This window comes from Micromonospora sp. LOL_024 (assembly GCF_048060415.1).
Classification (GTDB): Bacteria; Actinomycetota; Actinomycetes; order Mycobacteriales; family Micromonosporaceae; genus Micromonospora.
On the sequence record NZ_JBHMIS010000026.1, the window covers coordinates 50,738 to 72,852 of the forward strand.

16 protein-coding genes are annotated in these 22,115 nt (G+C 70.7%); 10 read left to right on the forward strand and 6 right to left on the reverse strand.

The genetic code is table 11. The annotated features are described in order from the left end of the window. The first annotated feature begins 35 nt into the window (after positions 1–35). The 6 genes from ACFHWY_RS22085 to ACFHWY_RS22110 all read left to right on the forward strand — a co-directional run bounded on the left by ACFHWY_RS22085 (position 36) and on the right by ACFHWY_RS22110 (position 7,623). The gene (locus ACFHWY_RS22085; RefSeq protein ID WP_416582145.1) at positions 36–1,142 is read left to right on the forward strand and encodes a hypothetical protein; all 1,107 of its coding nucleotides are present in this window, start codon (positions 36–38) and stop codon (positions 1,140–1,142) included. Then, positions 1,139–2,680: a hypothetical protein gene (locus ACFHWY_RS22090; protein WP_416582146.1), complete on the forward strand. Its 1,542-nt coding sequence runs from the start codon at positions 1,139–1,141 to the stop codon at positions 2,678–2,680. Before ACFHWY_RS22085 ends, ACFHWY_RS22090 begins: the two co-directional genes overlap by 4 nt. Positions 2,681–2,850: 170 nt before the next feature. Beyond that, positions 2,851–5,175: a putative bifunctional diguanylate cyclase/phosphodiesterase gene (locus ACFHWY_RS22095; protein ID WP_416582147.1), complete on the forward strand. Its 2,325-nt coding sequence runs from the start codon at positions 2,851–2,853 to the stop codon at positions 5,173–5,175. Between the two features lie 39 nt (positions 5,176–5,214). Then, the gene (locus tag ACFHWY_RS22100; protein ID WP_416582148.1) at positions 5,215–5,973 is read left to right on the forward strand and encodes a MerR family transcriptional regulator; all 759 of its coding nucleotides are present in this window, start codon (positions 5,215–5,217) and stop codon (positions 5,971–5,973) included. Positions 5,974–6,052: 79 nt separating this feature from the next. Beyond that, positions 6,053–6,337, forward strand: coding sequence for a putative quinol monooxygenase (locus ACFHWY_RS22105; protein ID WP_416582149.1), 285 nt, complete (start codon positions 6,053–6,055; stop codon positions 6,335–6,337). A 176-nt stretch (positions 6,338–6,513) separates the two neighbouring features. Continuing rightward, complete coding sequence (locus ACFHWY_RS22110) at positions 6,514–7,623, forward strand: hypothetical protein (protein WP_416582150.1); 1,110 nt, start codon at positions 6,514–6,516, stop codon at positions 7,621–7,623. A 52-nt stretch (positions 7,624–7,675) separates the two neighbouring features. Here the strand turns inward: ACFHWY_RS22110 and ACFHWY_RS22115 are convergent, their stop codons facing one another. After that, on the reverse strand, positions 7,676–8,044 hold the full coding sequence (locus ACFHWY_RS22115) for a VOC family protein (protein WP_416582151.1): 369 nt from the start codon (positions 8,042–8,044) through the stop codon (positions 7,676–7,678). 127 nt (positions 8,045–8,171) lie between these two features. On the opposite strand from ACFHWY_RS22115, the gene ACFHWY_RS22120 reads away from it, so the two are divergent. The 3 genes from ACFHWY_RS22120 to ACFHWY_RS22130 all read left to right on the forward strand — a co-directional run bounded on the left by ACFHWY_RS22120 (position 8,172) and on the right by ACFHWY_RS22130 (position 10,666). Further along, on the forward strand, positions 8,172–9,449 hold the full coding sequence (locus tag ACFHWY_RS22120) for an RNA polymerase sigma factor (RefSeq protein WP_416582152.1): 1,278 nt from the start codon (positions 8,172–8,174) through the stop codon (positions 9,447–9,449). A 135-nt stretch (positions 9,450–9,584) separates the two neighbouring features. Next, positions 9,585–10,256 carry a DUF998 domain-containing protein gene (locus ACFHWY_RS22125; protein WP_416582153.1) on the forward strand — a complete coding sequence of 224 codons (672 nt, stop codon included), beginning with the start codon at positions 9,585–9,587 and terminating at the stop codon, positions 10,254–10,256. 38 nt (positions 10,257–10,294) lie between these two features. After that, positions 10,295–10,666 (forward strand): YciI family protein, encoded by a 372-nt coding sequence (locus ACFHWY_RS22130; RefSeq protein WP_416582154.1) that lies wholly within the window; start codon positions 10,295–10,297, stop codon positions 10,664–10,666. Between the two features lie 40 nt (positions 10,667–10,706). Here the strand turns inward: ACFHWY_RS22130 and ACFHWY_RS22135 are convergent, their stop codons facing one another. Next, positions 10,707–11,150, reverse strand: coding sequence for a MarR family transcriptional regulator (locus ACFHWY_RS22135; RefSeq protein WP_416582155.1), 444 nt, complete (start codon positions 11,148–11,150; stop codon positions 10,707–10,709). Between the two features lie 82 nt (positions 11,151–11,232). On the opposite strand from ACFHWY_RS22135, the gene ACFHWY_RS22140 reads away from it, so the two are divergent. Beyond that, on the forward strand, positions 11,233–12,468 hold the full coding sequence (locus ACFHWY_RS22140) for a multidrug effflux MFS transporter (protein WP_416582156.1): 1,236 nt from the start codon (positions 11,233–11,235) through the stop codon (positions 12,466–12,468). A gap of 164 nt (positions 12,469–12,632) precedes the next feature. On the opposite strand, the gene ACFHWY_RS22145 is transcribed toward ACFHWY_RS22140, so the two are convergent. The 4 genes from ACFHWY_RS22145 to ACFHWY_RS22160 all read right to left on the reverse strand — a co-directional run bounded on the left by ACFHWY_RS22145 (position 12,633) and on the right by ACFHWY_RS22160 (position 21,716). Further along, on the reverse strand, positions 12,633–14,840 hold the full coding sequence (locus ACFHWY_RS22145; protein ID WP_416582157.1) for a choice-of-anchor J domain-containing protein: 2,208 nt from the start codon (positions 14,838–14,840) through the stop codon (positions 12,633–12,635). A gap of 251 nt (positions 14,841–15,091) precedes the next feature. Continuing rightward, positions 15,092–17,740, reverse strand: a complete 2,649-nt coding sequence (locus ACFHWY_RS22150; protein ID WP_416582158.1) for an ATP-binding protein — start codon at positions 17,738–17,740, stop codon at positions 15,092–15,094. Positions 17,741–18,150: 410 nt separating this feature from the next. Continuing rightward, positions 18,151–21,213, reverse strand: coding sequence for a DUF3427 domain-containing protein (locus ACFHWY_RS22155; protein ID WP_416582159.1), 3,063 nt, complete (start codon positions 21,211–21,213; stop codon positions 18,151–18,153). Next, positions 21,210–21,716, reverse strand: coding sequence for a macro domain-containing protein (locus tag ACFHWY_RS22160; RefSeq protein ID WP_416582160.1), 507 nt, complete (start codon positions 21,714–21,716; stop codon positions 21,210–21,212). The genes ACFHWY_RS22155 and ACFHWY_RS22160 overlap by 4 nt, the downstream gene beginning before the upstream one ends. Between the last annotated feature and the right edge of the window lie 399 nt (positions 21,717–22,115).

The following is a 22,115-nucleotide window of genomic DNA, read 5'->3' on the forward strand; positions in this document are numbered from 1 at the left end:
GCGGGGGGCCGTCGGCGCGGCTATCGTGGCGTGTCGTGACGAGCAGCGAGCAGCGACTGGCCACGATCCGGGGTAGGGTTCCCCCGCGACGGCACAACGCCCGCACGATCGCGGCCCTGACCGGCAACCCGGGCTGCGCCCGCCGGGCGGTCCTCGACGGCGCCGGGGTGGACAAGCCGTTACTGGCCGAGCGGGTCGGTTTCCCGGCCCGGTTCGGTCAGTCCCGGTTCGCCATCACCCGGGGCAACATGTTCGAGGCACAGGTGAAGGCCGACGGCGGTGTCGAGCTGCTGCGGCTGGTCGCCGAGCGGTTGGGCGTACCAGTGCCGGCGGCGGCGAGCTGGACGGATCTCGGCGACGGCGACGAACCGGCCGGGCGGGCACGACGCTCGGCCGCCCTGCTGACCGAGGCCCTGCCCACCGCCGCCGGCCACGACGAGCCGGCGGCGCTGTTCGACCACCCGATGCTCGGGCTCGAGGTCGCCGGGCGGCGGGTGCACCTGGAGCCGGACCTCGTCGCCGCGCGGCTGGCCGGTCGGTACCACGTCGTGGAGATCAAATCGTTTCCGGTGATCGACGGGCAGGCCGACCCGGCGAAGCTGGCCGCCGCGGCGGTGCAGTCCGCCGTCTACGTGCTGGCCCTGCGGGAGCTGCTCGCCGCGCAGGGCCGCGATCCGCAGCTGGTGTCGCCCGAGGTGGTGCTGGTCTGCCCGCGCGACTTCACCAACCAGCCGGTGGCGCACCTGCTCGACGTACGCAAGCAGTTGCTGGTGGTGCGCCGGCAACTGGGCCGGATGGACCGGCTGGACACGTTGCTCACCGACGTGCCGGCGGACTTCACCGCCGATCCCGCCGTCGCCCCGGAGGCCCTGGCCGGCTCCCTGGCCCAGGTGCCGGCCCGCTACGCCCCGGAGTGCCTGGCCAGCTGCGAGCTGGCGTACTTCTGCCGGCACGAGGCGCGCGGGCAGACCGGCGCCCTCGGACGCCCGGTCCGCGAGGCGCTCGGCGGGGTGGCCGACCTCGGCGAGGCACTGGCGCTCGCCAGCGGGCAACGTGCCGTCGACCCGGAACAGGAGGAGGCCGCCGCCCTGCTGCGCGCCGCCGCCCGGCTACGCGCCGACGCCCTCACGGCGACGTCATGAGTACGCTGCGGGCGTTGGCGGCTGCGCAGGCCGTTGCCGCCGGTGTGGCCCAACCGGTGGCCACCGTCCGGCACCTGCACCTGTCGAGGCGGCCCCTGGTGCTGATTCCGCTGGCGATGGCCGGCGAGGCGAACGCCCCGCTCGCCGCGATGGTCGGGTCGGCACCCGGCGAGGGCCGGCTGCTGACCGTGCCGCAGCCCCGCAACCGGGACCAGCGTCTCGCCTTCGCCGCCGAGCTGGCCGCCATCCTGCTGCCCTACGTGGACGCGCATCGCACCGGCACCGAGGCGATCTCCGTCGACCGGGGCCGGGACGTGCGGTACCGCCACCTCGACGCGCCGCAACTGCTGGTGCCGAACCCTGCGGGGGTGACGTTCCTGCGACTGCTGGGCCGCTCCACCCGGTTCCGCCGGGCCGACGGCGAGTACCCGGTACCGCCACACGTGCCGCTGCTGGGCCGCTGGCTGACCTTCTTCGCCGAACGGGCCGAGCACCCCGGCTCGTCGGCGCTGGTGGCGATGACGCAGGCGCTGACGCTGCACTGGGCGACCGGGCAGAGCGACGTGGAGGACCTGCACCTGCCGGCGCTGCTGAGCTGGATCGCCCCGCCGGCCGGAGTGTCCGGCGCCGAGGCGGCGGCCCGGGCCGAGGACCCGTCGGCCTGCCCGCCGGCCGGCCCGGCCACCGACCCCGAGTTCGACAACCGGCTACTCGCCCCGGCCATCGAGGCGTACGCCGCCGCCGACGACGAGACGGCGCGCGTCGCGGCGTACACCCAGTTGGAAAGGTTGCTGCGGGACCAGCTGACGCCCACCTGGGAGCTGATGTGGCGCGGCCTGGGACTGTTGCGGGCACTGGAGCCGGGGGCCCGGGTGGCCGGGCGGTGGGACGGCGACCGGGACGCCTTCACCGCGCACGCGGAGCATCTCGACGATGACGGCGTGCCCCAGCCGCGCCGCGACGGCGCGGTGGCCGCCGCCACCCGCCTGCACCGCCTGGAGCGGGCAGCGGAGAGCTACGCGGTGCAGCGCGCCTACGACGATCCACTGGTGATGGCGGAGCACCGGCTGACCGGGCAGGCGTTCGTCGGCGAGGTGGTCCGGGCCGACCCGGCCCGGGTGGATGACACCGGCCGGCGGCCCGTGTTGCGCCCGCGAATCCAGCTGGTGACCACCGAGGCGGTGCTGGTGCCGGTCGGTGCGAGCCTGTCCAGCCCGACCCGGCCCGGGCAGAAGGCGCGGGTGGTCTTCGCGACCCCGGGGGCCGACGGGACGGTCGAGGTGGTGCTGGAGCTGTCCGGTGGCATGGGACGCGGGCTGAGGGCCACTCCGGGCAGTGTGCCGGAGGTGGGGCAGCGGCTCTGCTACACCACGCTCAGCGAGGCTTATGTGCCCGGCGGGGCGTTCCCGGCGGTGGAGGAGACCCCGTGGACGCACGGCGGCCCACCCACCGCGAGGCAGACGACCGGCAGTGGTCTCAGCGGTACGGCTGGTGGTGCCGTCAATGCTGAGCCGGAGCCCGACGAGGAATGGACCTGAGCGACGGCTGCCGGCCCTGTCCCGGCATCTGATGCGGATCGACCGTCAGGTTGTGGACGGAAGCCGCCGGATCTGGCGGTGCGGTAGCCCGCGTGGCTAGGCTTTCAAGTTTTCCAGGGCCGATCCTCGCCGCCGAGGGTGTACCACGAGAGAGAGCCGGAGCGATCGCTGTGTCGCGAAGGGATATCGGACAGGCTGCCGCGCGGTCGCCCCGCAAGGACCGGGCCGGTCGGGTGGGGTTGGTGGGCGCCGGTGCCGTCGTCGCGATCGAGGCACTGTGGCTGGTGCTGGGTTTGCCCGCCGGCGCCCTGGTCGGCGACCTGGGCGCGATCACCGTGGCGGGCTGGGCCGGGGTGGCCTGCGTCGGGGCCGCCCGCCGGCAGCCGGTGCCCCTGCGGCGGTTCTGGCTGTTGTTGGCGGCCACCATGGCGCTGTCGTTGGCCGGGCGGGCACTGTGGACGTCGCAGCGGCTGCTCGGTGAGGGCCTGCCGCACCTGTTGCCGATCGGACTGATCTTCGCAGCCAGCCTGCTGACCGGCACCGGTGCCCTGTTCTGCTGGGTCACCGCCCCGCGTACCACGGTCGGCCGGCTGCGGACCCTGCTCGACGGAGTGATCGTCGGGCTGGCGCTGATTCCGATCGGTTGGTTGCTGACCTTCCGTTACCTGATGATGACGGATTCCGACGAGCCGCTGCGCACCGCTGGCCTGCTCCACCCGATGTTCGACCTGATGCAGCTCACCATCCTGATCGCGGTGATCGGCCCGGGTCGGCCGGCAGGGCGGCCGATGGCGCTGCTCGGGGTGAGCCTGACGGTACGCGCGATCGCCGACTCGGTGTACGTGTCGCTGGTGGTCGCCGGCACCTACCAGCCGGGCACCCCGTTCGACGTGCTCTGGCCGCTGAGCTACCTGCTGATCATGGTGGCGACCCGGATGCCGCCGCCGTACGACGACAGTGCCGAGGAGGCCGTCGACGCCCCGCTGCCGCCGTGGTGGCGGGTGGTGCTGCCCTACCTGCCGGTGGGCGGGGCGATCGCGGCGACCATGCTGGCCCGCGACGCCAGCGGTCACACCCCGCTGCCGGTATTCCTGGCGATGATGGCACTGTTGGCGACGCTGGCCCTGCGCCAGGGGCTGGCGGCGAACGAGAATCTGCGGCTGGTGGCCCGGCTGCGACAGCTCGCCTACGTCGACCAGCTCACCGGGCTGCCGAACCGGCTGGCGTTCATCCGTCGCCTGCGCGGCGCCCTGCGGGGAGCGAACCGAGTAGCGGTGCTGCTGCTCGACCTGGACGGGTTCAAGCAGGTCAACGACCGGTTCGGGCACACCACCGGTGACACGTTGTTGTCCGGTCTGTCCCGGCGGATGCGCCGGGCGGTCGGCGACGACGCAATGATCGCCCGGATCGGCGGCGACGAGTTCGCCGTGCTGGTCACCGGTGGACGGCCGGCTATGCCGGAGCGGCTGGCCGAGCGGCTGCTGGCGGCGCTGCAACCGTCACCCGGCGAGGAGTTGGTCGGGGTGCACCCGTCGGCCAGCATCGGTATCGCCGAGTACGGGCCGCAGCACCTTTCGCACACGGATCTGCTGCGCGACGCCGACATCGCCATGTACGCGGCGAAGGCGGCCGGCAAGTCCGCGTACCGGCGGAGCACGCAGGCGCTGCGGGAGTCGGCGGTCAGCCGGGCGGAGCTGATCGCCGACCTGCGGAGGGCGGTCGACGAGGAGCAACTGCACCTGGAGTTCCAGCCGATCGTGGATCTGGCCACCGGGGTGGTACGCAGCGCGGAGGCGCTGGTGCGGTGGCGGCATCCCCGGCTGGGCTTGCTCAGTCCGGCGCGGTTCCTGCCGCTGGCCGAGGAGACCGGGCTGATCCTGCCGATCGACCGATGGGTGATCCACGAGGCGTGCCGGGCGGCGGCCACCTGGCAGGACCGGGGTCCGTCGGCGACGGTGGCGGTGAACATCGCCGCGGCGCACCTGCGCCGGCCCGACCTGATCGCCACCGTCACCGAGGCCACTGCGGGGGCTGGGCTGGCGCCGCGGGCGCTGACCCTGGAGCTGACCGAGTCGGCCCTGATCGAGGGCAGCGACGCGGTGCTGGACCGGCTGGGCCAGCTACGGGAGTTGGGCATCCGGATCGCCATCGACGACTTCGGCACCGGGTACTCGTCGTTGAGCTACCTGCACCGGATCCCGGCGACCGAGCTGAAGATCGACCGGTCGTTCGTGGCCCGGATCTCCGAGGACACCCGGGCGTACGCGACGGTGGAGATGGTGAATCGGCTGGCCGGCGCGTTCGACCTGGGCGTGGTGGCCGAGGGGGTGGAGACCGAACGGCAGCACGACGCGGTAGCCGCGATCGGCTGCCTGCAGGGACAGGGGTACCGGTACGGCCGCCCGACCGCGCTCGCCGAGTTGCGTGGTGTCCTGGCGAAGTCCGCCCCGTCGAGGGTGACCGACGTCCCAGAATCGGGCTTGACCCTCACGTAGCGGCAGGCGGGAGCCTGGTTCCCAGGAAGGGAGGGAACCATGGCCTACACCGTTGGTCAGGTGGCCAGGCTCGCCGGTGTGACAGTGCGGGCGCTGCACCACTACGACGAGATCGGGCTGCTGACGCCGAGCGGGCGCAGCGGTGCGGGATACCGCCGCTACTCCGAGCCGGATCTGGAGCGGCTGCAGCTGATCCGGTACTACCGCGAGCTGGGGTTCCCGTTGGAAGAGATCGCCGCGATCCTCAGTGACCCGGCGAGCGACCCCGGTGCCCACCTGCGCCGGCAGCATGAACTGCTGACGGTGTGGATCAAGCGCCTGCAGGAGATGGTCGCGGCGATCGAGTTCGCAATGGAGGCGAGCAAGTTGAACATCAACCTGACCCCGCAGGAACGCTTCGAGGTGTTCGGTGACTTCGAGCCGGAGGCACACGCCGAGGAGGCGGAGCAGCGCTGGGGCGGCACCGACGCGTACCAGGAGTCGAACCGGCGGGCATCGAGCTACACCAAGCAGGACTGGCTGCGGATCAAGGGCGAGAACGAGGACTGGGGGCGGCGGATGATCGCGCTGCTGACCTCGGGCGCGCCCGCGGACGGGCCGGCGGCCAGGGAGTTGGCAGAGGAACACCGCCAGCAGATAAGCCGTTGGTTCTACGAGTGCTCGTACGAGATCCACACCGGGTTGGCCGACATGTACCTGGCCGACGAGCGGTTCACCGCGCACTACGAGGCGATGGCGCCGGGGCTGGCCGAGTACCTGGCCGAGGCGATCCACGCCAACGCGATCAACCGCGCCTGAGGTCGATCGGCGAGCGCGGAGCGTCAGACCGGGGGAGTATGACTGGCGTGTCAGATCCCCTGATTCTCGGAGGTACGCAGTGTTGATCGTCGCCGGCACGCTCTACGTCGACCCGGCGGAGCGGGACGACTATTTGGCCACCTGTGCCGAGATCGTGCGGCAGGCCAGGGAAGCGCCTGGCTGTCTCGACTTCGCCATCAGCGCGGACCTGATCGAGCCGGCCCGGATCAACGTCTACGAGCGGTGGGAGTCCGACGAGCAGCTGCTGGAGTTCCGTGGCTCCGGCCCGGAGCCGGAGCAGCAGGTGGCGCTCGTCGGCGCCGAGGTCCACAAGTTCCGCATCGGTGCGGTCGAGTCACCCTGACAGGCGTACAGGTGGGCCGCCGTGTGCCGCACCGAAACCGCCACATCGCCCGTTTTAGTCCACCGATCGGGTAATTATCCCGGTATCGGCCGTGTCCGTGCTGGTGCTCGCAGCCGTTAACACTGTGACACCCCATTTCATGGCCTGCGGTTGGCATGCGCGGCGGAGGAGTCGGCGTGGCGAAGACTGATTCGACGGGTTCGACCTGGCGGTACCGGTGGGCGCGCCAGCAGAACGAGCGCCGACTGCGGCTGTTCCGCAGCGCCGAGGGCACGTGGCGGCACCGCGACGAGGAGCTGCGCCGCCTGCGTACGCTCGCCGAGCAGTGTCACGGTTCGGCCGGTGCGGGCGACGGACTTCCGTTGGAGCTGGCCGCCGGCGAGGTCGTGCTCCGGGTGGTGCCGGGCGGGCAGCTGGTCGAGATGCGACACACCGCCGTGCTGCCCGCACCGGACCTGACTGTGGCCGCGCAGACCGGCCGGCTCCGTAAGCGCATCCCCGAGGGGGTCCGGGTCGTCGACGCGGGCATGGCGGTGATCACGAACCGCCGGCTGGTGCTGCTCGGCGGGCGTGGCCGGCGCGACTGGGCGTACGGGCGGATGACCGGTCTGGCGCACGACCCGCACGCCTCGGTCACCCTGCTCCAGGTGCTGGACCGGCGGCCCGTCTCCGGCGTGCTGCTGCGCCCGGACGCGGCGGCCGAATTCCGCTTCGTGCTCACCCTGGCCTTCGCCGACGCCATCGAGCAGCGGCAGGCGGTTGTCGACCAGCTCGACGAGTTGGTCGCCGAGCACGCCAGGCTGCGCCCGTCCCGTCCCGGCATCGCCACCCCCGGGCAGGCCCGGCTGTCGGCACTGATCCCCGGTGGCCGACGCACCGTGGTGGTCGCCGCCGCCCTCGCCGTGATGGTGCCGGTGGCCCTGGCGAACTCCGGGCCGTCGGACCCGACCGGTTCGGAGACCGCGGTCGCGGCCGCCCCGGCGCCGGCCGCCGGCACCGCGTCGAAGTCGCCCCACGCGACCGACTCAGCCAAGCCGCGCCGCACCAGCCCGGCAGCGCAGCGGCGCTGCGGCGCCCCCACGAACCCGATGGGGTACGACTTCTGTGGCGGGCAGCGGATCCGCGAACCCGCCCGTGAGGTGTGTGACCACTTCGACTGCGTGCCCGGGTTCTGGGAGGGCCGCGGCTACCTGGTGCAGTGCGATGACGGCAAGGTCAGCCTGGCCGGCGGCAGCCCTCGGGCCTGCGGGGCGCACGGCGGTGTGCGCCGCGCCGTCTCGGCCTGACCTGCACCCTCGGTCGGGGGTGAGGCCATCGGCCGAGGACGTCTCCACCGACCTAGCCGGGTGCGTGGCAGACCGCCTCGACGTTGTTGCCGTCCGGGTCCCGGACGAAGGCGCCGAAGTAGTCGGCGTGGTACTCCGGCCAGACGCGGGGCTCGTGCAGCACCTGCGCGCCAGCGGCCACCGCAGCGTCGTGGAAGGCCCGGACCGCGGCCCGGTCGGGTGCGGTGAAGGCGATGTGGCTCTCCTGCCCGGCACCGTCGGCTGACGCCGGGCTGAGCCAGAAGTCCGGCTTGTTGCTGCCGTAGCCGACGGCCTCCGGGTATTGCAGCATCCGCCCGGCGCCGAGTGCGGCAAGGATCGCGTCGTAGAACGTCATGCTGGCGTCGAGGTCACGGACCTGGATGCCGAGATGGTCGAGCATCTGCTGCCTCCGTCGGGACGGGAAGTTCGGACGAAGCGGAGGCTAGGACCCGGGTACGACAGGAGGTGCGGTACACCACGGTGTGCCTCGGTTGCCGTTGGACCGGACCGCCTGGTCTGATGCGCTGATGACTGTGCATCCGGAGGTCAACCGTGCGATCGAGGCGGTGTGGCGGATCGAGTCCGGGCGGGTGATCGCGGCCCTGGCGGGGCTGGTACGCGACGTCGGCTGGGCCGAGGAACTTGCCCAGGAGGCGCTGGTCGCCGCGCTGGAACGGTGGCCCCACGACGGCGTACCGGCCAACCCCGGGGCGTGGCTGACCACGGTGGGCAAGCGGCGCGCGATCGACGGGCTCCGTCGCCGGCAGGTGCAGGAGCGCAAGGTCGCCGAACTCGGCCGTGACCTCGCCGAGGAGAGCTTCACCCCGGACTTCGACGCGGCCTTCGAGGAGCGGATCGACGACGACCTGCTTCCGCTGATCTTCACCGCCTGTCATCCGGTGCTCGCCCCGCAGTCCCGGGCGGCGCTCACCCTACGGATGCTCGGCGGTCTGAGGACCGAGGAGATCGCCAAGGCGTTCCTGGTGCCGGAGACCACCATGGCGCAGCGGATCACCCGGGCCAAGAAGACCCTCGCCGAGGCGAGGGTTCCGTTCGAGGTTCCCGGCGTGGCGGAGCGGGGCGAGCGGCTGGCCAGCGTGCTGGAGGTCGTCTACCTCGTCTTCAACGAGGGCTACGCGGCGTCCGCCGGCGACGACTGGATGCGTCCGGCGCTCTGCCAGGACGCGCTCCGCCTGGTCCGGGTCCTGCAACGGCTGATGCCGGACGAACCCGAGGTGCACGGGCTGGCCGCGCTGCTGGAAATCCAGGCGTCGCGGACCGGAGCGCGCACCGACGCCGACGGCGAACCGGTGCTGCTGATGGAGCAGGACCGGCGGCGCTGGGACCGGCTGCTCATCCGCCGGGGCCTGGCGGCGTTGGACCGCGCCCGGTCCGCCGACGGCCCGCCCGGTCCGTACGCCCTCCAGGCGGAGATCGCGGCGTGCCACGCGCGGGCGGGCACCCCGCAGGAGACGGACTGGGTGCGGATCGCGGCCGGCTACGCGGAGCTGGCCCGGATCGCGCCGTCGCCGGTGGTGGAGCTGAACCGGGCGGTGGCGGTCTCCTTCGCTGACGGTCCGGCCGCCGCGCTGGAGGTGGCGCTGGCCCTGGTCGACGAGCCGACGCTGGCCCGCTACCACCTGCTGCCCGCCGTTGTCGGGGACCTGCTGGCCAAGCTGGGACGTCACGACGAGGCGGCCGCCGAGTTCAGCCGGGCGGCCGAGTTGACCGGCAACGCCCGGGAACAGGCGCTGCTACGCGGTCGGGCCGCCGACAGCGTCCGGGGCGTACCGCCGAGGCGCTGAAGCGGCGCTGCCAAAGATCCTGGGAGAGATCTGTCCCCATGTCGAATCCCGGCCGGCTCGCTCGACGTGTGAGTAGAAGCCGGGACGGACCGGCACGGCACACCGGTGATCAGCCGGCGGAAAGAGGAGGCACGGATGGCAACGGCGACGATCGGGAGGCCCACGGTGGCGGGCGGCGCCGCCCGGCGTACGACGGGGGTGTTGCTAACTGGCGGGATCGCCTCTGGCCCGGTGTTCGCGGTGTCGGCCGCGGCGCAGGTGCTCAGCCGCGACGGGTTCGACCTGAGCCGGCAGCCGCTGAGCCTGCTCGCCCTTGGCGAGCACGGGTGGATCCAGATCGCCACGTTCGTGGTGAGCGGGCTGCTGGCCCTGGCCGGCGCGGCCGGGATGCGTCGCGTGCTGCGCGGCCAGCCCGCCGGCACCTGGGGGCCTCGGCTGGTGGGCGCCTTCGGTGTCGGGAACGTCATCGGCGGGGTGCTGGTCTCCGACCCGAGCATGGGTTGGCCGGCAGGCGCGCCGGAAGGGCCCGCGGAGACGCTGAGCTGGCATGCCGTCGGCCACGGGGTCGGTGCCATGCTCGCGTTCTGGTCGCTCACCGCCGCCTGCCTGGTCTTTGCCCGCCGGTACGCCCGCGACGGCCAGCGCGTTGCCGCCACGCTCTCGGTGGCCTGCGCCATCGTCGTGGCGGTCGTCATGGTGTGGCCGGATCATGGCAGCCTCAGCGTCCGGATGGCGCTCGGCTGCGCTCTGCTCTTCGGCTGGCTCTCGGTGGTCTCCGCCCGGCTGCTGGCTGTTTCGTCCCAATGACCGTAGAACCGAATTGGAAGGCGAGAATGATGCGCTTCATGCTCATGCACAAGCTGGACGAGAACAGGCCCGAGCTGTGGAACCCGAGCCCCGAGTTCATCGCCGGGATGGGGGCCTTCATGGAGGAGGCGACCCAGGCGGGTGTGCTGCTCGCCGGTGAGGGGCTGCGGCCCAGCAGCGTGGACGCCGGCCGGATCACCGTCACCGGCGGCAGGTCGACGGTGACCGACGGGCCGTTCACCGAGACCAAGGAGCTGATCGCCGGGTTCGCGCTGATACAGGTCCGTGACAAGGCGGAGGCGATGGAGTGGGGTCGGCGGTTCGCCGGACTCTTCGCCGGGGCCGGTGCCGATATGGAGGTCGACGTCCGCCGGGTCACCGAGTGGGAAGATCTGCGGTCGCAGCCCTGACCGGGTCGGTCGCTGCGTTGACCGGGGGCCATGCCCCCGGTCAACGCGGCTCAGCGGCTCTGTCGGCCAGGCGGGTCAGCGCCGGCACCGCGGCGAGCAGTTGCTCCCGGTCTGCCGCGTCGAGCCCGGCCAACGCGGCGGCGAGGACCTCGCGGCGGTGCTGCCCGTAGGCGGCGATCCGCTCCCGCGCCACCTCGGTCAGCCCCAACCGGACGGTACGCCGGTCCGCCGGGTCCCGGTCCCGGCGCAGCAGGCCGGCGGAGGTCAGCTCACCGACGATGGTGCTCACCGTGTTGGCGGCCGCGCCGAGCCGCTCGGCGGCCTCCCGGACGCTGATCCCGGGCTGGCGCTGCACCAGTCGTAGCACCTCCACCTGCGCGTCCGGCAGCAACGCGCGGCCGGTCCGTTGGCTGGCCCGGCGGCGCAGCACCCGGTGCAGGTCGCCAAGGGCGGCACCGAGCTGGCTGAGCGTCTCCTCCGTCACAGTGGAACCCTCTCCCGCTACGATATCTCTGTAGGCAGAGCTATCGTAGCCGGACGCCACCAACCACCCGAGGGGACCGCCGATGTCGCAGACCGCCGCGCCCTCCGTACGCCAGCCGGAGCGGTTCGCCGCACCCACCGGCCGGGCCGCCGTCGCGCTGCTGGTGCTGCTCGGCTTCCTCACCGCGATCGGGCCACTGTCGCTGGACACCTACCTGCCGGCGTTCCCCGGGATGACCCGCGACCTGGCCGCCAGCCAGGCGCAGATCCAACTCTCCCTGACCACCTGCCTGATCGGCATGGCCCTCGGACAACTCGTCACCGGCCCGCTCAGCGACCGCTGGGGACGGCGACTGCCAGTGCTGGTCGGCGTCGGCGCGTACACCCTGTTGTCGCTGGTCTGTGCCCTCGCGCCGTCGGCAGAGACCCTCGCCGTGGCCCGCTTCGCCCAGGGCTTCGCCGGCGGCATGGGCACCGTCGTGGCCCGCGCCGTCGTCCGTGACCTCCACTCCGGCCGGGCCGCCGCGAAATATTTCTCCCGGCTTGTGCTGATCTTCGGCATCGCACCGATGGTCGCCCCGGCCCTCGGCAGCCTGGTGCTCAACGTCGGCGACTGGCGCACCATCTTCGTCGCCCTCGCCCTGGTCGGTGCCCTGCTCGCCACCGCCGTCGCGTGGCGGCTGCCCGAAACGCTGCCCCCCGCGTGGCGCAGCACCGGCGGCCTGGCCGCGACCGCCGCCACCGGCCGCGCCCTGCTCGCCGACCGCGTCTACCTCGGGTACGCGCTGACCCAGGGACTCGCCTTCGCCGGACTCTTCGCCTACCTTTCCGGCTCCTCGTTCGTCCTCCAGGACGTCTTCGGCCTCTCCGCCGGCACATTCAGCGTCCTCTTCGGCCTCAACGCGCTCTCCTTCGTCGCCGTCGGCCAGCTCAACGCCCGGCTGCTCGACCGCTACGACCCCCGACCGCTGCTGGTCGGCGGCCTCGGCCTCAGCCTGCTCGCCGCCCTCGGTGTGCTCGCCGGGGCACTGCTGGGCAACCTGCCCCTGGTGATCGCCGCGCTTTTCGTCTTCCTCGGCTCGCTCGGCCTGGTGATGCCCAACGGCACCGCGCTCGCCCTGGACCGGCACGCCTCCCGCGCCGGCACCGCCGCGGCACTGCTCGGCGGCATCCAGGCCGTGGTCGCGGCCAGCGCCGCACCACTGGTCGGGCTCGGCGGGGAGGGCAGCGCGATTCCGATGGCCGTGGTGCTCAGCGGCGCGGCCGCCGCCTCCCTGCTGATGCTGCTGACCCTCGCCCGCCCCGCCCGCGTGCGGTAGTGCGGCTACTCCGGCTTGTCGGCAAGGGCGGCCGGAAGCCGTGCCATCGGTGAAGCGGCTTCCGGCGAAGTGGGCCACGGCGGCTGCCACCTCATCCACGGACTGCCGGACGTCGGCGAAGAAACTCCCGGTACCGCATGGCGGCACCGGGAGCCCTGTTCACCTCAGCTCAGTGGCGCGCCGCCGGGCTGCACCACGTTGTTCACCGTCAACTGGTACGGCGCGTACTGCGAGACCTGCTCGGTCGGCTCGTCGTAGGCGACGATGGCGACCACCGTGGGGAAGGCGGTCAGCAGCGCCGTCTGGATCAGCCCGAGGGTGAAGCTCGACTTGCCGTCGACCTCGAACTGGAGGGCCAACTTGAGCCTCTCGTCGATGCCGACGAACCGGACGTTCCAGTTCGCCACCTCGGTCGGGGCGATCTCCGACGGCGAGTCGAACGCGTCGAGGTTCGACCCGTCGCTGACCGGCGTGCCGCCGACGGCGATGTCGTCGATCAGCAGACCACCCTCGTTGACGCCACCGTCGCTGACGTACCGAAAGCTGACCAGCACGTCCTGCCCGGCGTACGCCGACAGGTCGAACGAGTGCGGCTCGAAACCGGTGGTGGTGCCGTTGAGCGCCGGGCCGAGCGGACCGTCGATGCTCTGGTCGCCCGCAATGACGGTGTAGCTCTTACCACCGTCGGCAGAGATGCTGACGTAGCCGTAGTCGTATCCGGCCTCGGCGCCGTACTTCGCGAGGAAGGTCAGCGTCGGGTCACCGGCCGGCACGGTCACCGGGGTGACGGCGGCGACGTCGAGGCTGTTGCCGTTGCCGGACCACAGCACCGGGTTGCCCGGGCGGTCCGGGTCGGCGGTCACCGTGGTCCAGGCCAGCGGCACCGCCGGCAGTGACCTCGCGCCCCCGAACTTGATCGACCGCAGTTCGCCCCGGCCCAGCGGCTTGCCGTCGGCCTTGCGTAGCCGGACGTAGTCGGCTCCGTTGGGCGCCGCGCCCGGTGTCGCGTACGAGGCCGGGTTGGCCAGGTTCACCGTGGCGTTGAGGCTGGCCGAGGTGACCTTGCGCTTGCCGACGCCGAGCGTGACGCCGAACTTCGAGTTGCCGACGATCCGGTCGACCAGGTTCATCGTCTGGTAGTCGTGGATCACGTCGTACAGGTCCTCGACGCCCTCGTCACTCAGCGCGGTCTCAAGGCTGGTCAGCCCCTGCAGGTCGCTGTCGCGGTGCAGCCTGGAGATGAAGTCCAGGCCGTAACGGTCGTAAAGGAACAACATCAACGAGTACGCGTTGCCGTAGTCGGCGAGGACGGCGTTCGGATTGCCGCCCTCGTCCCAGAGGTTCAGCGAGTTCTCCGGCCCGCCGCAGTCGCGGGGGTTGGTGTTGTACTCCGTCTGGACGGTGCCGAAGCCCTGGAAACAGTAGATGTGGCTGTCCGCCCCCGGCTGGTCGACGCGGACGGTGGCGTCGGAGTAGCCACCGAGCGTCTGAGCGAAGTCGGAGAGACCCTCGTTGATCAGGATGCTCTCGAACGGGTCGGTGTAGTAGTGCGCCAGGTGCTGCCACTCGTGGATGAACGTGCCCTCGTACAGGTTGGGGCGGGCCGGCCGGCTGGTGCACAGGTCGTCGGTCGGCTCGTTCGGCGGGCTGGCGCCCGTGCGGTGTGCCCAGTCGAACGCGTCGATCGTCATGATGTTGCGGTCGAGCAGCTCGTTGAAGAGCGAGAAGAAGAACCCGGCGATGTAGGTCGGTGCGGCCGGGAACTCGTAGAAGTTGTCGTCCCGGACGTTGTCGACCAGCGTGACGGTGCGGTTGCCGGCACCGGTGAAGTCGCCGTCGATGGAGGCGTTGGTGCCGTCCCGCTCCGGCGGAGTACTGAACGCGGCCGTGGACCTCGGGTACATGTTGGTGTCGAACTCGTTGACCAGGTCCGCGACCTGCGCGTCCGTCACGACCGTCGAGTTCGCGATCTGCCGCCGGCAGTCGCCCTCCGGGAACGCGGTGTCGTTGGCGACCCACACCTCGATGTTGTCGCCCACGCCCCGCAGCGTGTACGGCTTCAGGTACATCACGCCCTGGTAGTCGTCCAACGCGAGCCACTGCCGCACGGTGCCGACCGGTGGCGTCTCGGCGGCCTCCGACCGCCGCGTCTGGGTACGCGGCTGGTACTGGGTGGGTGCCTCAAGGCTCTCGCCGTTGAACGTGAAGTCCTTCCGGCTCAGCTCGCGGACGTCGCTGGCGACCCCGGAGGCCGGCACCGGAGCGGGCCGGACCACGGTGGCCTCCGGGTTGGCCGCCGCCGGCCCGGCGATGACGAGTAGTGGTAGGACGATGGTGCTGGCTGCTAGCCCCGCGAAGCGGCGTCGTGCCACGAAACCTCCTCATTGGTACGAGACCCGCCCGGCCCCGGATGGCCAGGTGCCGGTGGACCTACGCACGCTGATCGAGCGTCTCCGTATCCTGTGCACGCGACCATCCATCAGACAACCCCTCGGGACCGGGCAGACACGAGATGCCGCAACTTGCGGCTTCTACCCGCCGGATAGCCCGGAATGCCGCAACTCGCGACGCTCGCGGCCCGCGCGCAGCGATCCTTGGCATCGGCTTCGGATCAGCGCGAGCGTCAGTTGCTTTCCGCGAGGATCGCCCTGTTCAGCGGCACGTCGGCAAAGAAGCGGGTGCGGGCTTCGCCGTCGAGGCTGTCCGCCTTGCGCTGTACCTCAACCGCGGCGCGTTCGATGGACTCTTGTTCGCCCTGCTTGTCCCCGAGCGCTCGTTGGATGCGGCTGTGCCGGTACAGCACCTCCTCCACACAGACCGCCGGGATCTGCCAGCCCGCGTCCCGGATACGGTCGACGGCCAGCTCGCTGAACGCCATCGCCTGCGCGGATTCGTCCTCCAGGAGATGCCATTCGCCGAGCAGTGACAGAGCGGCGATCTCGCTGCGCCGCATGCCAGTGCGCCGGGTCTCGGTCAGCGTCTCGTTGAGGACCCCCAGTGCCTTGCGCATGTTGGTTGGATCGTTGGAAGCGAGCGCGATCAGGCTCGCCGCGTAAAGGTTGGCGACAAGTGGAGCGAGGTTCGCCTGCCAGGTTGCATCCGCCTCGTCCCGGGCCCTTACGAGTAGTTCCAGTCCGGCAGGATCGTGCTGGTCCAGCACCAATCGGTTGCTGAGATACGCCAGGTTGACGGCGTGCCATCCGTCCGGCTCGCCGTCTTCGTGCAATTGCGTCGCCTCGGTCAATAAGCGTTCCGACTCTTCGTAGTTGCCGATTGCGGCCTCCACCTGAGCCAGGTAGTTGAGGCCGATCGGCAGCAGCCCGAGCGCCGGTTTGCGGCGAACGGCCGGCGCGGCAGCGCGGAGTCGAGCGAGCGCCGGCCCGAGCTGTCCCGCGTCGAAGAGGCTCACTCCCAGTTGAAGTGCAGTCATGTGCCGGGCTCGTTGCAGGACGGGATCGTCGAAGCCGTCCGGTACGTCGCTGGCAGCCTGCTCCGTCCGACGGAGAACGTCGAGGCCAGCTTCGACGTTCACCTTTGGTAGCTGGCGCCCGTATTCACAGCCTGCCAGAAGGATGTTCGCCGGATCACCACTGTCGAGAGCTGTCTCCCAGGCATCCCGTAGTGGACCGATGGCGGCCGGAACACCGCGGGTGTAGAGCAGGACCTTGCCGTGCAGGTAACGCACCCGCACACCGAGTGCTTCGTCGTTGGCGGTGCGAGCGGCTGCCAGCGCCTCGGCCGACAGGGTCTCCAGGCGTACGGTGCCGTCCGACTCCGGCCGGGTACGCCAGCTCAACTCGCTAGCGGTAAGCAACAGTTCGATCAACTGGGCGCGAAGCCGGTCGGCCTCGGGCATGGCTGCCACCTGCCGTACGTCCTGTAGACCCTGCTCGGCTATCGCGGTGACTTCCCGGGTGGAGGCACCGGTCGCGGCGAGTCGGCAGGCGGTGTCGTGCGCCACTTTCGCCGCCGACAGCCAGTCACCGCCGAGTCGGTGATGCCGAATCAGATCCAACGCGAGCTCCAGGGTCAGGTCGGAGAAGTTCCGCGAGTGCTCGTACAGGATGCGGCCAACCTTGCGGTGCCGTTCGCGGCGCTGCCGCGCTGTCTGGTCCCGGTAGAGGGTCTCCTGGAGCAGGTCGTGCTCGAAAGCGTAACGATCGGCATCCAGCACGTCGTCCCAGCCGTCGGCGTCGACCGCGTGCAGCATCCCAGTCTCCGCCGCGAGCCGGTGCAGGCGATGTGCCACCACGTCGTGATCCTCGCCCGCGACACGTGCCACGACGCTGCTGTGGAACATTCGCCCCTGCACGGCGGCGATGGACATCAGCCGCAGGTTCTCCCCGGAAAGTCTTCGCAACCGGGCCTGGATGACCAGCCGTACCCGGGCGAGGATGAGGTCGCCGCCACTATCGACTGGTAGCCCGTCCAGGTCCGTGGTGACGCCGACGGAGGGCAATGCAGCCATCGGCTGCCCCCTGCCCAGGTAGTAATGCAGAAGGAGTGGGTGTCCACCGGTCTGTTCAGTGAGTCGTCGCGTAACCTGCGTCGACGCCGAGCCTAGGAGTAGCTGTCCGAGCTGCTCGACGGCGGCGGACGGTAGACCTGCCAGCCGGATCCGCCTGGAATCTCCCTGCAACTGAAGATCGTCGATCAGCTGCTGTGCGGCAGGGTTGTCTCTAGTCTCGTCGTGCCGTAGCGCCAGCACGATCAGGACCGGTCGGTCCTGAACCGCGTGGGCGAGATACGACAGTGCGGCGCACGAGCTGCCGTCGATCCGATGGGCGTCGTCGATCATCACGACCGCGGGACGCTTGGCCCGCAGTAGCGCGAGCGTCGCCTCCGCCATCGAGCGCGCAGCCGTACGTTGGTCCACCAGCGGCGCCCCTGGGACCGGACCGGACAGGGATTCGGCCACCATCTTCAGCGCATCGCCGACGCCGGGGACCATGGTGAGCAGCTCCGGCCAACGGGACTTCACCCCCTCGCCCGAGCGACGCAGGATCCTGCGGTGACGGGGCGTGCTCTGCTCCACCAGCCACGCCAGGTCGACCAGGGGCCCGTACGCGGCAAGTTGCCCGACTTGTGCGTGGCAACGTACGGACAGGAATGTCGCTGATCCGCCGTACTCGGCGAGTCTGGCCAGCAGTGTGCTCTTGCCGATGCCGGCGGTTCCCTCGATGACGAGGAACCCGCCACGTCCTGCACAGGCGGCGTCCACCTGGGCGGTCGCGACCGCGAACTCGTGCTCGCGGTCAACGAAGGTGTCCACCGGCATGTCGCTCCCTCGGCTCCACAGTGGTGCGCGACGAGGCCTTGCTCACGTCGGCACAGGTGACCCCTTTGTATCAGCAAGTGATTGCGTCGGCACGAGGGGTGAGTGGCGTGAGGTTGTCGACGGCGCTAGTCGGCGGCAGGCTGGGGATCGTGTCCGCCAACCAGTCGGTCCAGCCGTCACCACGGGGCGGCCGCGTGAATTGATGCATCCGCCGACCGACGCCGCATGCTCCCGGCCACTTTCAACTACTCCCAAGCCTGTGAAGCTGGACTCTCGCGCTCGCCGATCCGGCTGTGACCGGGGCCTCCGGCGGGCGGACCTGGCTCGGGGCATCCTCGGCCTGGACGATGGCCATTTGACTGACCAGCCCTACCGTCCGGTTCAGCGTCACCCGCTGGCTGCCGTCAGGCGGCGATGGCGCGGGCGGCGGCGAACATGTCGGCGGGCAGCGGATGGTCAAGCCGCCACACGATCCGCATGGGCCGGTCACCGCTGTGATCGACGTACGTCATCGGCCCGGCGTACAGGTAGGCCGGTGCGCCGAGATCCCGGTCGGCAATCCTGGTCTCCCGTACGAAGAGGTGCACCGTCGAGCCCTGCTCGGCGTGGTGGACGTAGCGCTGACCGGTCGCCGACGCCGACGAGGTGGTGCTCTGTGACTCCCACTGGAACAGCGTCTCGGTGATGGCCCGGTCGGCGTACATGGTGGTGGGGGAGTAGTGCTGCTCGGACTTGACCAGCGTGACGAAGAAGATGTCGGCCCTGGCGTCTGGCAGCCACTTCACCCCTTCGCGCAGCGATCCCGGCTTCGCCATGCCGAAGCCGGCGCAGGCCTCGTTGCGGCTGTACCGGGCGTGCACGTTGAGCGGCAGCCCTGCGACGGGCTGCGTCACCCGGTGGATGCGGTCGCGTAGCACCTCGGCGACCTGCCGCAGTTCGGCACAGCGGGCGGGCTCGGCGAGCAGCCGGGCCAGTCGTTCCTCGCGTTCGGTGAGCGGCGCGTTCGGCCCCCAGAGGTCGAAGTGCAGCATGTCCCACAGCGGCCCGGCCGCCGGCTGCTCGCCGGCCGCCAGCCGAGACAGCAGGTCGATGCGGTCCAGGTCGTCGAGGTGCAGCATCCGCCCGATGGCCCGGCCCAACTCGCGGTCGTCCCGCCCGCCCGTCGCGGTTTCCAGCCCGGCGAGCCGCCGCAGCCCGGTCCACCCGCCGATGCTCGCCGACCGGTAGACGTCCTCGATCTCCACACCGGTCTCGTGCAGAAACACGTCGAGGCCGACGTCTCCGAGCAGCCGCAATTCCTTCGCCAGCCCGGTTTTGGAGGTCGGCGCCGCTGACTTCAGGTTGGCGAGCACGAGCTCCTTGGCCACCCGGTCGAGCTGGATGTGGCAGCCGCTCGGCAGGGACGGGAAGTCGTCGCGTACCGCTTCGGTCATCGCCCGCCGGCTCACCCCGGTCAGGGCCCGCCACCGCAGGTCGAAGCGGAAGTTGGCGTGCTGCCCGCCGATGAAGTCGAGCACGGTCAGGCACGGCTTGTCGTCGTCCAGGCGCAGCCCGCGGCCGAGCTGCTGGAGGAAGATCGTGGCGCTCTCGGTGGGGCGCAGCATCAGGATCGTGTCGACCATCGGCAGGTCGACACCCTCGTTGAACAGGTCCACGGTGAACAGCACCCGGAGCGTGCCGCTCCGGAAATCCCTGAGCAGGGCCTGCCGATCCACGGTCCGGGAGGTCACCGCCGCCGACGACACGCCGTGCCGACTGAACCAGTCCGCCATGAACTCGGCGTGCCCGATGCTCACGCAGAACCCGAGCGTCCGCATCCGCTCGACGTCGACGCTGTCCCGGACCGCCCGCAGCACCATCCGCGCCCGCGCGTCGTTGCCGGTGTAGACGCCGTCCAGCTCTGCCGGGTCGTACCCCTGCCCGCGTCTCCACCGCAGCTGCGACAGGTCGACATCGTCGTGCAGCCCGAAATACTGGAACGGCGCGAGCAGTTGCCGCTCCAGCGCGTCCCACAGGTGCAGCTCCACGGCGGCGCGGCCGTCGAACCACCGCCGCACGTCGCCGCCGTCACTGCGGTCGGGGGTCGCCGTCAATCCCAGGAGTACGCGCGGCGTCAGCCGCTCCAGCAGCCGGGCGTACGTCGGCGCTTCCGCGTGGTGGAACTCGTCGACGATCACCATGTCGTACGCCTCGGGATCGATTTCCCGCCGGTGCAGCGACTGGACGGAGGCGAAGACGTGCCGCCAGTGCTGCGGCTCCCGGCCGCCGACGAGCGTCTCGCCGAAGCTGCCGTCCCCCATGACCTGCCGGAACGTCGCCAAACTCTGCCGCAGGATCTGCTCCTGATGCGCCACGAACAGCAGCGAGTCGAACTGCCCTCGACGGTTGAGCCGGCGGTAGTCGAGCGCGGCGACGATGGTCTTGCCGGTGCCGGTCGCCATCACCACGAGGTTCCGGTGCCGCCCGTGCACCTGCCGCTCGGCGTCCAGGTCGGCCAGGATCTCGGCCTGGTACGGGTACGGCCGCACGTCCAGGTTGGCGATCCCGGTCGACGCCTCGCCGGGCCGCTCCCCACGCAGCGCTGTGCGGAGTCGGTCGGAGTCCCTGCGGGGGTCGTAATCCTCGAACGCCGGATCGTGCCAGTAGTCCTCGAACGTGGCGGTGAACGTGTCGATGACGTACGGCTGCTCGACGTTGGAGATCCTGACGTTCCACTCCAGCCCGTCGACAAGCGCTGCCTTCGACAGGTTCGACGATCCGACGTACGCCGTGGTCATGCCGTTGTTGCGGCGGAACAGCCACGCTTTGGCGTGTAGCCGGGTGGTGCGGGTCTCGTAGGAGATCTTGATGTCGGCGCCGAGTGCGGCGAGGCGGTCGAGGGCGCGTTGGTCGGTGGCACCGAGGTAGGTCGTGGTGATGACCCGGAGGCGTCCGCCACGGTCGATCAGGTCGCGGATCGCGCCCTGTATCTGGAGTAGGCCATGCCATTTGATGAACGCGCAGAGCAGGTCGACGGACTCTGCCGATGCCATCTCGTGGGTGACCTCGTGGCCGATGCGCGGCTGATGGCGGCCGTTGACGAGGAGTGCGCCGGTGGAGAGCGGGGTGGTGGGGCGCACCGGGAAGACGGGCGAGGCCGGCGGGGTCGGTGGGGTGGCGATGGCGTGCAGCAGGCGCTTGGCGTCGGCAACCTGGTCCTGGGCGGTGGCGGCGTGTGGGCTGAGAGCGGCGATGTTGTCGGCGATGCGGTTGGCCAACTCGACCTGACGGTGGAGCTTGTCGTCGCCGGCGCTGACAGCGTGCAGGGCGCGGTGAGCCAGGGCGGCGATGTGCCGGGCGAGGGCATCCGGGGCGTCAGCGGGATCAAGATTCCCCTGCTGGATCAGCGCGGAGTCGACGCGCCGGAGCCGGTCGGCCAGGTCACGCGTGACGACGTGCTCGTAGACACCCCGCTCAAGATCCGTCACCCGGAAAACCAACCACTGGTCGCTACCGGCATGCCGGCCGGATCCGGTGCCCCCGGAGGAGGGAATAGCAGCACTCGCACGTCGGGGAGATCGGTGAAGGCCTGCTCGATAGCTGGCCGGACCTGTTTCCAGTCCAGACCGCCGTTGCCGCAGCCCAGAGCAGGCACGGCTATCGAGGTGATCTGCCGATCACGCACGACGCGGACGAGATCAGCGAGGCCGACATGGATGTCGGACAACGCCGACGTGGCTCGCCAGTGGCCCTTGGTAGGAAAATTGATCACGAATCGGCGGGGACCGAGGCGTGCTGAGTTGAACACCAACATCTGACCTAGTCGGACCTCGTTCTTCGCGCAGGCTGACCGGTAGGCCGCGTAGTTGGCGGGGTAGGCGCGCTTGAACTGGAGCGCGATGCCCTTGCCCATCACTCCGACCGTGTTGACGGTATTGACCAGCGCATCGACGTCGGCGATCAGAAGGTTGCCGCGACTCAAGATGATCACTAATGGACCTCTCTCCGCTTGTACCTGTCGTACCAGGCCGGTCTGACATGAACGCGGTTCGATCATGCCAGCCAGCGGTGCCGCTGTGGGCGGGGCGGATTGGCCGTGATCAGCTTCGCGTGGCGGCAATAGGAAGCCCTCGGGTCCTGGCCGTGGCCACCACGGCCAAAGCAAACTCGGTAGATCATCTTTGGGTGCGGGTCGAGGGCGGCGCGGCGTAACCGGAAGACCGGGGCGGCGCCCGGGAAGTCGATGCGTAGTCGGCGTCACGCCCATGCAGGTAGTCGACGGTCACGTGGCTGATGATGAATGGACCCGTGCCTGCTTGCTACTCGGGGCAGGGCTATTGCGTTCTGGGGTAACTGCTGGTCACGGCGGTTATGAGGTCGTGTGAGCGAC